The following is a 13,191-nucleotide window of genomic DNA, read 5'->3' on the forward strand; positions in this document are numbered from 1 at the left end:
AACAGACGCCGGATAGCTTAAGCGGTTCGGCGACGCAGGAAAATTGATTGATGGCGGCGTGATGGCCTTGCATGTGAAACAAGTTATGTATCAGTCAGCTTATCGCTAGCTGACTCACCGCCATCGGGGGAAAGCCCCTCCCACATTTATTTGCATTCTGTGCACGCTACATCAAATCCCATTGATAAATGAGGCCATCCGCTCAGCTATACTCCCCTCCATTTGAATGGCCCTTCGAGGAATTACTGTGAAGAACTGGACCTTGCGCCAACGGATTTTGGCGAGCTTTGCGGTCATTATCGCGATCATGCTGTTAATGGTCGTGGTCTCTTATTCACGGTTGCTGAAGATTGAGGTCAGCGAGACGGCTGTCCGCGATGACGCGGTGCCGGGGGTTTATCTGAGTTCGATGATCCGCAGTGCCTGGGTCGACAGCTACCTGCAAACCCTGGAATTGCTCGGTCTGCGTGACGACAAGGGCCTGACTGACGCCGACAAGGCCGATTTCAAATCCTTCGAAGGGCGCATCCTGACGCAGATGGCCAACTACCAGGCAACCATCAATGGACGCGAAGACCAAGCCGAATTCGACAAATTCGAAGGCCTGCACCAGGCCTATAACAAGAGCCTGGCCACCGTGCTCGACGCCCTGCAGCGCAATGACCTGGTCGCCGCGCGCAAAGAGTTCAACGCCAACCTGACGCCCGCCTGGACGGCAGGACGCATGAAGCTCAACGACATCATTACCGAGAACAAAGACGTCGCCGACCGTGCAACCACGGCGATTGATGACGCGGTGTCGGCTGCCAAAGTCAGCATGTTCGTATCGCTGACCCTGGCCATTCTCGCCGCCGGCCTGTGTGGCCTGCTGCTGATGCGCGCGATCATGGCGCCGATGCAGCGCATCGTGGCGATCCTCGGCACCATGCGTGACGGCGATTTGAGCAAGCGCCTGAACCTGGAGCGCAAGGACGAATTCGGCGCCGTCGAAACCGGCTTCAACGACATGATGACCGAGCTGACGGCCCTGGTGTCCCAGGCCCAGCGCTCGTCGGTGCAGGTGACCACTTCGGTCACCGAAATTGCCGCCACCTCCAAACAGCAACAGGCCACCGCCACCGAAACCGCGGCAACGACCACCGAGATCGGCGCAACGTCGCGGGAGATCGCTGCCACGTCCAAAGACCTGGTGCGTACCATGACCGAAGTGTCCACTGCTGCCGACCAGGCCTCGGTCGCTGCCGGTTCTGGCCAACAGGGCCTGGCGCGCATGGAAGAAACCATGCACTCGGTGATGGGCGCCGCCGACCTGGTCAATGCCAAATTGGCGATCCTCAATGAGAAGGCCGGCAACATCAACCAAGTGGTGGTGACCATCGTCAAGGTCGCCGACCAGACCAACCTGTTGTCGCTCAACGCTGCCATCGAGGCCGAAAAGGCCGGTGAATACGGCCGCGGTTTTGCCGTGGTTGCCACCGAAGTGCGCCGCTTGGCCGACCAGACCGCCGTGGCCACCTACGACATCGAGCAAATGGTGCGCGAGATTCAGTCGGCGGTGTCGGCCGGTGTGATGGGCATGGACAAATTCTCTGAGGAAGTGCGCCGCGGCATGTTCGAAGTGCAGCAAGTCGGCGAGCAGCTGTCGCAGATCATTCATCAGGTGCAGGCGTTGGCGCCACGCGTGTTGATGGTCAACGAAGGCATGCAGGCCCAGGCCACCGGTGCCGAGCAGATCAACCACGCACTGGTGCAACTGGGCGATGCCAGCAGCCAGACCGTCGAATCCCTGCGCCAGGCCAGCTTTGCCATTGATGAATTGAGCCAGGTTGCGGTCGGTCTGCGCAGCGGCGTGTCGCGTTTCAAAGTCTGATGAGCGACCTCGCGGCTAAACGCGGCGCCGTCCCGGCAGCGAAAAAGGCGTTGTTTCTGGTGTTTCACATCGGCGGCGAACGTTATGCCCTCAAAGCCACGGAAGTGGCCGAGGTGCTGCCGCGCCTGCCGCTCAAACCCATCGCGCATGCGCCGGTCTGGGTGGCGGGGATTTTTGCCCACCGTGGCGCGCTGGTGCCGGTGATCGACCTGTGTGCGCTGACCTTCGGCACGCCGGCCCAAGCCCGCACCAGTACGCGGTTGGTGCTGGTCAACTACCAGCCGCAACCGTGGGTTGAAGCGCGCTGGCTGGGGCTGATCCTGGAACAGGCCACCGACACCCTGCGCTGCGGCCTTGGGGAGTTCAAGCCGTATGGCCTGGACAATCGCGAGGCACCCTACCTGGGGCTGGTGCGTGAGGACGCCTTGGGCTTGATGCAATGGATTGGTGTCAACGAATTGCTCACCGAGCCCGTGCGCACCTTGCTGTTTTCTGCCGAGCTGAGTCTATGAGCAACGACCCGCGCTTCTTTGCCTTCTTGAAGGAACGCATCGGCTTGGACGTCGCGTCTGTGGGCGAGGCGATCATCGAGCGCGCGGTACGCCAGCGCAGCCAGATTGTGCAGGCGCAGACGCCAGAGGCTTACTGGAGGCATCTGCAGAGCTCGCACGATGAGCAGCAGGCGCTGATCGAAGCCGTGATCGTGCCCGAGACCTGGTTTTTCCGTTACCCCGAATCCTTTGCCACCCTGGCGCGGCTGGCCAAGGCGCGGCTGGCCGAGATCAAGCAGATGCGCGCGCTGCGTATTCTGAGCTTGCCGTGTTCCACCGGCGAAGAGCCGTATTCGATTGCCATGGCCCTGCTCGATGCGGGCCTGGCGCCGCATCAATTCAAGGTGCTGGGCCTGGATGTCAGCCCATTGTCGGTGGAGCGCGCCAAGCGTGGCGTGTATGGCAAGAATTCGTTTCGCGGCAGCGACATCGACTTTCGCGAGCGCCATTTCACCGAGGAGGCCGATGGTTTTCGCATCGCCGACCGGGTGCGCGAACAAGTGCGCCTGCAAGTCGGCAACCTGCTCGATCCGGGCCTGCTGGCCAATGAGCCGAGCTACGACTTCGTGTTTTGCCGCAACTTGCTGATCTACTTTGACCAGCCGACCCAAAAGCAAGTCTTTGATGTGCTCAAGGGCCTGACTCATCAGGACGGCGTGCTGTTTATCGGCCCGGCCGAAGGCAGCCTGTTGGGGCGCCATGGCATGCGCTCGATTGGCATACCGCAATCTTTTGCCTTCAGTCGGCATGTCGAGCCGATCAAGCCTGAGCCGGTATTCGTGCCCGTGCCTGCGCCGGTTCCGCAGCGCAGTGCCGCACCGATTCCGGTCAAGCCGCGGCCGTTCAGCACGGTCAGCGCGCAGGTGGTGCCGATCAAGGCGCCGCAGACGGATGCCGGCGACTTGCTCGGCCGTATCGCCACGCTGGCCAATGAAGGCAAGAGCGCCGAAGCCCGCGCCGCCTGTGAGCAGTATTTGAGTAACCATCCGCCGGCCGCCCAGGTGTTTTATTGGCTGGGGCTGCTCAGCGATGTGGCCGGCAGCGCCCTGGAAGCCCAGGGCTATTATCGAAAAGCCTTGTACCTGGAACCGCAGCACCCGCAGGCCTTGATGCACCTGGCGGCGTTGCTTGAGTCCCAGGGCGACAGTGCGGGGGCGCGCCGTTTGCAGGCGCGGGCCGCGCGTAGTGAGCGAGCTGACAGTGAGTCCAAACGATGAGTAGCACCGACGCGCTCAACACCGCAAGCCTGGACCTGACCCTGGCCGACACCCAAGCCATTGACGACTGCTGGAACCGCATCGGCATCCATGGCGACAAGTCCTGCCCGCTGTTGGCGGAGCATATTCACTGCCGCAACTGCTCGGTGTATTCCGCTGCCGCCACCCGTTTGCTCGACCGTTACGCCCTGCAGCAGGGCGATGAGCGCGCTTATGCCGTGGCCGAACTCGACGAAGACATCGTTACCCGTTCCCTGTTGATGTTCCGTCTTGGCGAGGAATGGCTGGGCATCGCCACCCGGTGCCTGGTCGAAGTGGCGCCGCTGCAACCGATTCATTCGCTGCCGCACCAGCGTTCCCGGGCGCTGCTCGGCGTGGCCAATGTGCGAGGCGCCTTGGTGGCATGCCTGTCGTTGGTGGAACTGCTGGGGTTGGACGCGACCAGCAACGGTGCCAGCGGCGGGCGCATCATGCCGCGCATGTTGATCATCGCCGCGCAGGACGGCCCGGTCGTGGTGCCGGTCGATGAAGTCGACGGCATCCACGCCATCGACGAGCGTACCTTGAAGGCCGCATCGGCCTCTGGCACCCAGGCGAGTGCGCGCTTCACCCAGGGCGTGTTGCAGTGGAAAGGCCGCAGCCTGCGTTGGCTGGACGAGGCGCAATTGTTGTCCGCCGTGACCCGGAGCCTCTCATGACCCCCGAGCAGATGCGCGATGCCTCGCTTCTGGAGCTGTTTAGCCTGGAAGCCGATGCGCAAACCCAGGTGCTGAGCGCCGGCCTGCTGGCGCTTGAGCGCAACCCGACCCAGGCCGACCAGTTGGAGGCGTGCATGCGCGCCGCGCATTCGCTCAAGGGCGCGGCGCGGATTGTCGGGGTGGACGCTGGGGTCAGCGTGGCCCACGTCATGGAGGATTGCCTGGTCAGCGCCCAGGAAAGCCGCCTGTACTTGCAACCCGAACATATCGACGCGCTGCTGCAAGGCACCGACCTGCTGATGCGCATCGCCACGCCCGGCAACGACGTTGGCCCGGCGGATATCGAGGCTTATGTGGCGTTGATGGAGCGCTTGCTCGATCCGTCGCAGCCGACCGCCAACATCGCGCCACCGCCGCCTGCGCAATCTGCACCGGCGCCGATTATCGAAGAGCCGCCGCCGGAACCCGAGCCTGCGCCGCCCGTGACCAGCGAGCCGCCACGCCAGAACAAACGCATGACCGAAGGCGGCGAGCGTGTGCTGCGGGTCACCGCCGAGCGCTTGAACAGCCTGCTCGACCTGTCGAGTAAATCCCTGGTCGAAACCCAGCGGCTCAAGCCTTACCTGGCGAGCATGCAGCGCCTCAAACGCATTCAAAGCAACAGCGCCCGCGCCCTGGACACATTGGACGGCCAGCTCAAGGCCCTGGATTTGAACCTCGAAGCCCAGGAAGCGCTGGCCGACACCCGGCGTCTGTTAAGCGAAGCCCAGGCCTTGCTGGCGGAAAAAACCGCCGAGCTGGACGAGTTCGGCTGGCAGGCCGGGCAGCGTGCCCAAGTGCTTTACGACACCGCGCTGGCCTGCCGCATGCGCCCGTTTGCCGATGTACTGGCTGGGCAAGTGCGTATGGTCCGCGACCTGGGGCGCAGCCTTGGCAAGCAAGTGCGCCTGGAAATCGAAGGCGAAAAAACCCAGGTTGACCGCGACGTACTGGAAAAGCTCGAAGCCCCGCTCACGCACCTCTTACGCAATGCCGTCGATCACGGTATCGAAATGCCCGAGCAGCGCATGCTGGCCGGTAAGCCGGCCGAGGGCCTGATCCGCCTGCGCGCCTCGCACCAGGCAGGTTTGCTGGTGCTGGAATTGAGCGACGACGGCAACGGCGTCGATCTTGAGCGCCTGCGCGGCACCATCGTCGACCGGCACCTGTCGCCACTGGAAACCGCTCAGCGCCTGAGTGAGGAAGAATTGCTGACGTTCCTGTTCCTGCCGGGGTTCAGCCTGCGCGACAAGGTCACCGAAGTGTCCGGGCGCGGCGTCGGCCTGGATGCGGTGCAGCATATGGTGCGCCAACTGCGCGGCGCGGTGGTGCTGGAGCAGGCGGCGGGGCGCGGCAGCCGCTTCCACCTTGAGGTGCCGCTGACCCTGTCGGTGGTGCGCAGTCTGGTGGTGGAAGTCGGCGAGGAAGCCTATGCGTTCCCGCTGGCGCACATCGAACGCATGTGCGACCTGGCCCCCGATGACATCGTGCAACTGGAAGGCCGCCAGCATTTCTGGCACGAGGGCCGCCACGTCGGCCTGGTCGCCGCCAGCCAGTTGCTGCAGCGCCCGCCGGGGCAGAGCAATGAGGAGACGCTTAAAGTCGTGGTGATTCGCGAGCGCGATGCGGTGTATGGCATCGCGGTGGAGCGCTTTATCGGCGAGCGCACGCTGGTGGTGTTGCCGCTGGATGATCGCCTCGGCAAGGTTCAGGATATTTCTGCCGGCGCCTTGCTGGACGACGGCTCAGTGGTGTTGATCGTCGACGTTGAGGACATGCTGCGTTCGGTGGACAAGCTGCTCAATACCGGCCGCCTGGAACGCATCGCCCGGCGTAGCCAGCAGGCCACCGAGGCGCCGCGTAAACGCGTGCTGGTGGTGGACGACTCGCTCACCGTGCGTGAGCTGCAACGCAAATTGTTACTTAATCGCGGTTATGAAGTGGCTGTCGCGGTCGATGGCATGGATGGCTGGAACGCGTTGCGTTCCGAAGACTTCGACCTGCTCATCACTGACATTGATATGCCTCGCATGGACGGTATTGAATTGGTCACACTCTTGCGCCGTGACAGTCGCCTGCAATCGTTGCCGGTGATGGTGGTGTCGTACAAGGATCGCGAAGAAGACCGGCGTCGTGGACTGGATGCCGGCGCCGACTATTATTTAGCTAAAGCCAGTTTCCATGACGATGCCTTGCTGGACGCCGTGATGGAACTGATCGGAGGCGCACGGGCATGAGGATTGCGATCGTCAATGACATGCCCATGGCGGTGGAGGCCTTGCGCCGCGCCTTGAGTTTCGAACCTGCGCACCAGGTGGTGTGGGTGGCCAGCAACGGTCTGGAAGCCGTGCAGCACTGCGCCGAGGTGGTCCCGGACCTGATCCTGATGGACCTGATCATGCCGGTGATGGATGGCGTGGAGGCCACTCGGCGGATCATGGCCGAGACTCCGTGCCCGATCGTGATTGTCACCGTGGACCGCCAGGCCAATGTCAGCCGCGTGTTCGAAGCCATGGGCCATGGCGCCCTGGATGTGGTGGATACGCCGGCGCTGGGCGTTGGCAATGCCAAGGATGCGGCGGCGCCATTGCTGCGCAAAATCCTCAATATTGGCTGGCTGGCTGGTCGGTCAGCGCGGCAGCCGGGTGCGCACCGAGACGGCGCCCCAGCGCGGCACCGGCAAACGTCAAAGCCTGGTGGCGATTGGTTCGTCGGCCGGCGGGCCGGCTGCCCTGGAAATCCTGCTCAAGGGTTTGCCACGGGACTTTTCGGCGGCCATCGTGCTGGTGCAGCATGTGGATCAGGTGTTCGCCGCGGGCATGGCCGAGTGGCTGAGCAGCGCGTCCGGCCTGCCGGTGCGCCTGGCGCGTGAGGGCGAGCCGCCACAAAGCGGTGTGGTCCTGCTGGCCGGCACCAACCACCACATCCGCCTGTTGAAAAACGGCACGCTGGCCTATACCGCAGAGCCGGTTAACGAGATTTACCGGCCTTCCATCGACGTGTTTTTTGAAAGCGTCGCCAGCCATTGGAACGGCGACGCCGTCGGCGTATTGCTGACCGGCATGGGTCGCGACGGCGCCCAGGGGCTCAAATTGCTGCGTGAACAAGGATATTTGACCATCGCCCAGGATCAACAGAGCTCGGCGGTGTATGGCATGCCCAAAGCGGCGGCGGCCATTGATGCCGCTGTTGAAATTCGCCCACTGGACAGAATTGCGCCCCGATTGCTGGAGGTCTTTGCAAAATGATCAAACCCTCCGCGGTGCCGGCATGCAGGAAAGTAATTCAGGTGACTGCACATGAATGATTTACAGATCGACGACATCAAGACCGACGAAAATGCCGCCATGGTGTTGCTGGTCGACGACCAGGCCATGATCGGCGAAGCGGTGCGGCGCGGCCTGGCCCATGAGGAAAACATCGACTTCCACTTTTGCGCCGACCCGCATCAGGCGATTGCCCAGGCAATTCGCATCAAGCCCACGGTGATCCTGCAGGATCTGGTCATGCCGGGCCTTGATGGCCTGACGCTGGTGCGTGAATACCGCAACCATCCGGCCACCGCGAATATCCCGATCATCGTGCTGTCGACCAAGGAAGACCCGCTGATCAAGAGCGCGGCGTTCGCGGCCGGCGCCAACGACTATTTGGTCAAGCTGCCGGACAACATCGAGCTGGTGGCGCGCATCCGCTATCACTCGCGTTCGTACATGACGCTGTTGCAGCGGGATGCGGCGTATCGGGCGCTGCGGGTCAGCCAGCAGCAGTTGCTGGACACCAATCTGGTGCTGCAACGGTTGATGAACTCCGACGGTCTTACCGGGCTGTCCAATCGCCGGCATTTCGATGAGTACCTTGAGCTGGAATGGCGTCGCGCCATGCGTGACCAGACTCAGTTGTCGTTGTTGATGATCGATGTGGATTTCTTCAAGACCTACAACGACAGCTTTGGCCATGTCGAAGGTGACGAAGCGTTGCGCAAAGTCGCTGCGACGATCCGCGAAGCCAGCAGTCGTCCCTCCGATCTGCCGGCACGTTATGGAGGTGAAGAGTTTGCGCTGGTGCTGCCAAACACCTCGCCGGGCGGCGCACGCCTGGTGGCCGAAAAGCTGCGCATGGCCGTGGCGGCGCTGAAAATCCCGCACATTGCCCCGGCCGAAGGCGCCAGCCTGACCATCAGCATTGGCCTGTCGACCCTGACGCCGGTGCAGGGCACGGATTGCCGGCAGCTGATCATGGCGGCGGATAAAGGCTTGTATACGGCCAAGCACAATGGGCGCAATCAGGTCGGTATCGAGTGACCTGAGCTCGTGCCCCATTCAATGTGGGAGGGGGCTTGCCCCCGATAGCGGTGGGTCAGTCACAACATCATTGACTGACAGGCTGCCAGCGGGGGCAAGCCCCTCCCACATTTGGATCTTCATGGGGCTTGGATTGTGTACAAATCCGGCCTTTTCGCCAAGCGGGCTGCCGTTCCCGCTGGTTTGTCGTTATACTCGTCGGCTTTCAAAAGTTCGCCAACGAGTGCTGCCCGCCATGGAAATCAACCCGATCCTTAACACCATCAAGGACCTGTCCGAGCGCTCCGAAACTATTCGGGGGTATCTTTGACTACGATCAAAAGCATGAGCGTCTGACCGAAGTCAATCGTGAGCTTGAAGATCCGGCTGTCTGGAACAAACCTGAATACGCCCAGGAACTGGGCCGCGAGCGCGCTGCGCTGGCACAGATCGTCGACACGCTCGACGAACTGAACACCGGTCTGGGCGATTGCCGCGACCTGCTGGACATGGCCGTCGAAGAAAACGACGAAGGCGCAGTGGGCGATGTCGTCGCCGAGCTGGCCCGTCTCGAGGAAAACCTCGCCAAGCTTGAATTCCGCCGCATGTTCAGCCACGAAATGGACCCGAACAACGCCTACCTGGACATCCAGGCCGGTTCCGGCGGCACCGAGGCCCAGGACTGGGCCAACATCCTGTTGCGCATGTACCTGCGCTGGGCTGACAAACGCGGTTTCGACGCGACCATCATGGAGCTGTCGGCCGGTGAAGTCGCTGGCATCAAAGGCGCGACCGTGCACATCAAGGGTGAATACGCCTTTGGCTGGCTACGCACCGAGATCGGCGTGCACCGCCTGGTGCGCAAGAGCCCGTTCGACTCCGGCAACCGTCGCCATACCTCGTTCTCGGCGGTGTTCGTCTCGCCAGAGATCGACGACAAGGTCGAAATCGAGATCAACCCGGCCGACCTGCGGATCGACACCTATCGCTCCTCCGGTGCCGGTGGTCAGCACGTAAACACCACCGACTCGGCCGTACGTATTACCCACGTACCGACCAACACCGTGGTCAGCTGCCAGAACGAACGTTCCCAGCACGCGAACAAGGACACCGCCATGAAAATGCTGCGGGCCAAGTTGTACGAGCAGGAAATGCAGAAGCGCAACGCCGCGTCCCAGGCGCTGGAAGACACCAAGTCGGATATCGGCTGGGGTCACCAGATCCGTTCGTATGTGCTTGATGCGTCGCGGATCAAGGATCTGCGCACTAACATCGAACGCAGTGACTGCGACAAGGTGCTCGACGGCGACATTGACGAATACCTGGAAGCCAGCCTGAAATCTGGCTTGTAACACATGCAATGCGGGATTGGCTGACACCCCTCGATCCCTGTGGGAGCGGGCTTGCCCGCGATCCCCAGCCACAGGCTGGGGCAACGAACCTGATGGAAAATTTAAAGACATGAGCGACCAACAACTCGACCCGCAAGCCCTGCAACAGGAAGAAAACTCCCTGATCGCCCTGCGCAAGGAAAAGCTTGCTGCCGAGCGCGCCAAGGGCAATGCCTTCCCCAACGACTTCCGCCGCGAAAACTACTGCGATGCCTTGCAGAAGCAATACGCGGACAAGACCAAGGAAGAGCTGGCAGAGGCTGCAATCCCGGTCAAGGTTGCCGGTCGCATCATGCTCAACCGTGGCTCGTTCATGGTGATCCAGGACATGACCGGTCGCATCCAGGTCTACGTCAACCGTAAAACCCTGCCGGAAGAAACCCTGGCCTCGGTGAAAACCTGGGACATGGGCGACATCATCGCCGCTGAAGGCACCCTGGCCCGTTCCGGCAAGGGCGACCTGTACGTCGAAATGACCAGCGTGCGCCTGCTGACCAAATCCCTGCGCCCGCTGCCGGACAAGCACCACGGCCTGACCGACACCGAACAGCGCTACCGCCAGCGCTACGTTGACCTGATCGTCAACGAAGACGTGCGCCAGACCTTCCGCGTGCGTTCGCAAGTCATCGCCCACATCCGCAGCTTCCTGATGAAGCGTGACTTCCTGGAAGTGGAAACGCCGATGCTGCAAACCATCCCCGGTGGTGCCGCAGCCAAGCCGTTCGAAACCCACCACAATGCGTTGGACATGGAAATGTTCCTGCGTATCGCGCCGGAGCTGTACCTCAAGCGTCTCGTGGTTGGCGGCTTCGAAAAAGTCTTCGAGATCAACCGCAACTTCCGTAACGAAGGCGTCTCGACCCGTCACAACCCAGAATTCACCATGTTGGAGTTCTACCAGGCTTACGCCGACTACGAAGACAACATGGACCTGACCGAAGAGTTGTTCCGCGAGCTGGCGCAGCTGGTTCTGGGCAGCACCGACGTGCCGTACGGCGACAAGGTGTTCCACTTCGGCGAGCCGTTCGTGCGCCTGTCGGTGTTCGATTCGATCCTCAAGTACAACCCTGAGCTGACCGCCGATGACCTGAACGACATCGACAAGGCCCGCGCCATCGCCAAGAAAGCCGGCGCCAAGGTGCTGGGTTTTGAAGGCCTGGGCAAACTGCAGGTGATGATTTTCGAAGAGCTGGTCGAGCACAAGCTGGAGCAGCCGCACTTCATTACCCAGTACCCGTTCGAAGTGTCGCCGCTGGCCCGTCGCAACGATGAGAACCCGAACGTCACCGACCGTTTCGAGCTGTTCATCGGCGGGCGCGAAATCGCCAACGCTTATTCCGAGCTTAACGATGCTGAAGACCAGGCCGAGCGCTTCATGGCCCAGGTGGCCGACAAGGACGCTGGCGACGACGAGGCGATGCACTACGACGCCGACTTCGTCCGCGCCCTGGAATACGGCATGCCGCCAACCGCCGGTGAAGGTATCGGCATCGACCGGTTGGTGATGTTGTTGACCAACTCGCCGTCGATCCGCGATGTGATCTTGTTCCCGCACATGCGGCCACAAGCGTAACCGTAGTGAAATCCGAAGCCGCCTTTTATAAGGCGGCTTTTTTATGTGGCGTATTCAGCCGTCAAGAGAACGGCGCCAGGTGATCGTTCCCACACTGTGCGTAGGAACGCAGCCCGTGACGCTCCGCGTCACCCTTTAAAGGAAGATCTGTCGTGAACCGCGTAATGGCTCAAGAAGGTGCCGCCGGCATTGCTGCTGCCGTGGCTGAAAGTGTTCAGTACCAGGGCCGCAAGGCCAGTCGGCGGGGCAGCGAGCAGCGCAGGCAGGATATTCTCGATGCGGCCATGCGCATCGTCGTGCGCGATGGGGTACGTGGCGTTCGCCACCGCGCCGTGGCGGCAGAGGCGGGCGTGCCGTTGTCGGCCACCACCTATTATTTCAAGGACATCGATGACCTGCTCACCGATACCTTCGCCCAATACGTAGAACGCAGCGCCGCCTTCATGGGCAAGCTGTGGGTGCGCAACGAAGGCCTGCTGCGCGAGATGGTCGCCTATGGCGATGGCAGCCCGCAGTCGCGCTCGCAATTGGCCGATGACATTGCGCGGCTCACCGCCGACTACGTGATGCGCCAACTGACCAACCGCCGTGAACACCTGATGGCCGAGCAGGCCTTTCGCCAGGAAGCCTTGCTCAACCCGCGTCTGGCGCAACTGGTGCGCTCCCATCAGCAGATTCTGTTGCAGGGCACCGGGCAGTTTTTCCAGGTCTTGGGTTCTCGCGAGCCGCAACAGGATGCCAAAGTGTTGACGGCGATAATCGGTCGGATGGAATATCAGGGCCTGCTTGGCGGCCCAGAGCCTCTGACCGGTGAAGAGATGCTTGAGATCCTCAAGCGTTATATGCATTTGGTGCTGGCTTCGGTCTAGCACACCCTGTGCGCTATCCGCTTTATGTGGGGGCTGGCTTGCCTGCGATAGCATCGCCTTGGATTACCTGATGCACTGAGGCGCCTGTATCGCAGGCCAGCCAGCTCCGACACTTGATGGAGTACGCAATGAAAGCCTGGCATGTCGCGTTGATCGCCTTGTCGTTCCTGTTGCTCAGCGGTTGCCTGGTGACCTTCAAGGACCCGCTGCCGGCGCGCGACGCTGCGCCGGCCGCCTTGCTTGGCCATTGGTCGAGCAAGAATGCCTGGGGCGAGCCGCTTAACCTGCAGATCACGCGCGTCGGTGAGCACCGCTATAAAGCCGTGAGCTACCCTAAAGCCAAGCCGGCTCAGCGCGATGAGTACCTGTTTACCGTGGTGCGCCATGGCAACCGCTGGTATTTGTCGGCGCCGTTGCCGGACAAGCTGGGTGGGCATTTCATCCTCGCCGGCTTTGACTTTGAAAGCGAAGGCGACAAAAAGCCTGAATTGGTGGTCTACAACCTCGACCTTGAGCAGATCCACCAAGCCATCGGCCAACACGTGTTGCACGGCAGCACCGTCGACACGGTCGAAGGCGCCGGCGTGCTGGTGGACAGCTCCATGGACCAGGTGTTTGCCTACCTGGATGACCCGGCCAATGCCGATGTGTTCGTTGAAGCCGTGCGCTACCAGCGCGCGGGCAAATAACGTTTAAAGAGGAA

General features: G+C 61.8%; 10 protein-coding genes and 1 pseudogene. All 11 read left to right on the forward strand.

Annotated elements, in window-relative coordinates:
- Positions 1 to 247 precede the first annotated feature (247 nt).
- The 11 genes and pseudogenes from AB5I78_RS06565 (at position 248) to AB5I78_RS06615 (ending at position 13,177) form a co-directional block, all read left to right on the forward strand.
- Positions 248 to 1,870, forward strand: a complete 1,623-nt coding sequence (locus AB5I78_RS06565) for a methyl-accepting chemotaxis protein (RefSeq protein WP_369300838.1) — start codon at positions 248 to 250, stop codon at positions 1,868 to 1,870.
- On the forward strand, positions 1,870 to 2,382 hold the full coding sequence (locus tag AB5I78_RS06570; RefSeq protein WP_145161752.1) for a chemotaxis protein CheW: 513 nt from the start codon (positions 1,870 to 1,872) through the stop codon (positions 2,380 to 2,382). The genes AB5I78_RS06565 and AB5I78_RS06570 overlap by 1 nt, the downstream gene beginning before the upstream one ends.
- Complete coding sequence (locus AB5I78_RS06575) at positions 2,379 to 3,638, forward strand: CheR family methyltransferase (protein ID WP_369300836.1); 1,260 nt, start codon at positions 2,379 to 2,381, stop codon at positions 3,636 to 3,638. Before AB5I78_RS06570 ends, AB5I78_RS06575 begins: the two co-directional genes overlap by 4 nt.
- A complete protein-coding gene (locus AB5I78_RS06580) occupies positions 3,635 to 4,336 on the forward strand; it encodes a chemotaxis protein CheW (RefSeq protein ID WP_369300835.1) in 702 nt (233 codons plus the stop codon). The genes AB5I78_RS06575 and AB5I78_RS06580 overlap by 4 nt, the downstream gene beginning before the upstream one ends.
- Positions 4,333 to 6,612 carry a hybrid sensor histidine kinase/response regulator gene (locus tag AB5I78_RS06585; protein ID WP_369300834.1) on the forward strand — a complete coding sequence of 760 codons (2,280 nt, stop codon included), beginning with the start codon at positions 4,333 to 4,335 and terminating at the stop codon, positions 6,610 to 6,612. The genes AB5I78_RS06580 and AB5I78_RS06585 overlap by 4 nt, the downstream gene beginning before the upstream one ends.
- Positions 6,609 to 7,623: pseudogene (locus AB5I78_RS06590) on the forward strand (chemotaxis response regulator protein-glutamate methylesterase). The gene AB5I78_RS06585 and the pseudogene AB5I78_RS06590 overlap by 4 nt, the downstream one beginning before the upstream one ends.
- A gap of 51 nt (positions 7,624 to 7,674) precedes the next feature.
- The gene (locus AB5I78_RS06595) at positions 7,675 to 8,676 is read left to right on the forward strand and encodes a PleD family two-component system response regulator (RefSeq protein WP_145161774.1); all 1,002 of its coding nucleotides are present in this window, start codon (positions 7,675 to 7,677) and stop codon (positions 8,674 to 8,676) included.
- A gap of 235 nt (positions 8,677 to 8,911) precedes the next feature.
- Positions 8,912 to 10,007, forward strand: a protein-coding gene (gene prfB, locus AB5I78_RS06600) for a peptide chain release factor 2 (RefSeq protein WP_096236834.1) whose coding sequence is annotated in 2 segments (ribosomal slippage) — positions 8,912 to 8,983 and positions 8,985 to 10,007 — 1,095 coding nt in all. Because the reading frame shifts where the segments join, the coding sequence is not laid out codon by codon here.
- 109 nt (positions 10,008 to 10,116) lie between these two features.
- Positions 10,117 to 11,619: a lysine--tRNA ligase gene (lysS, locus tag AB5I78_RS06605; protein ID WP_369300832.1), complete on the forward strand. Its 1,503-nt coding sequence runs from the start codon at positions 10,117 to 10,119 to the stop codon at positions 11,617 to 11,619.
- A 152-nt stretch (positions 11,620 to 11,771) separates the two neighbouring features.
- Positions 11,772 to 12,488, forward strand: a complete 717-nt coding sequence (locus AB5I78_RS06610; RefSeq protein WP_145161779.1) for a TetR/AcrR family transcriptional regulator — start codon at positions 11,772 to 11,774, stop codon at positions 12,486 to 12,488.
- 128 nt (positions 12,489 to 12,616) lie between these two features.
- On the forward strand, positions 12,617 to 13,177 hold the full coding sequence (locus AB5I78_RS06615; protein WP_145161782.1) for a hypothetical protein: 561 nt from the start codon (positions 12,617 to 12,619) through the stop codon (positions 13,175 to 13,177).
- Positions 13,178 to 13,191 lie beyond the last annotated feature (14 nt).

Origin of the sequence: Pseudomonas sp. N2-3-1-14 (assembly GCF_041228395.1) — a bacterium.
Lineage (GTDB): Bacteria > Pseudomonadota > Gammaproteobacteria > Pseudomonadales > Pseudomonadaceae > Aquipseudomonas.

Coding starts and splice junctions, on each gene's coding strand:
- AB5I78_RS06595 (WP_145161774.1), top strand. CDS start 7,675: ATGAATGATTTACAGATCGACGACATCAAGACCGACGAAAATGCCGCC.
- AB5I78_RS06615 (WP_145161782.1), top strand. CDS start 12,617: ATGAAAGCCTGGCATGTCGCGTTGATCGCCTTGTCGTTCCTGTTGCTC.
- lysS (WP_369300832.1), top strand. CDS start 10,117: ATGAGCGACCAACAACTCGACCCGCAAGCCCTGCAACAGGAAGAAAAC.
- AB5I78_RS06580 (WP_369300835.1), top strand. CDS start 3,635: ATGAGTAGCACCGACGCGCTCAACACCGCAAGCCTGGACCTGACCCTG.
- AB5I78_RS06570 (WP_145161752.1), top strand. CDS start 1,870: ATGAGCGACCTCGCGGCTAAACGCGGCGCCGTCCCGGCAGCGAAAAAG.
- AB5I78_RS06585 (WP_369300834.1), top strand. CDS start 4,333: ATGACCCCCGAGCAGATGCGCGATGCCTCGCTTCTGGAGCTGTTTAGC.
- AB5I78_RS06575 (WP_369300836.1), top strand. CDS start 2,379: ATGAGCAACGACCCGCGCTTCTTTGCCTTCTTGAAGGAACGCATCGGC.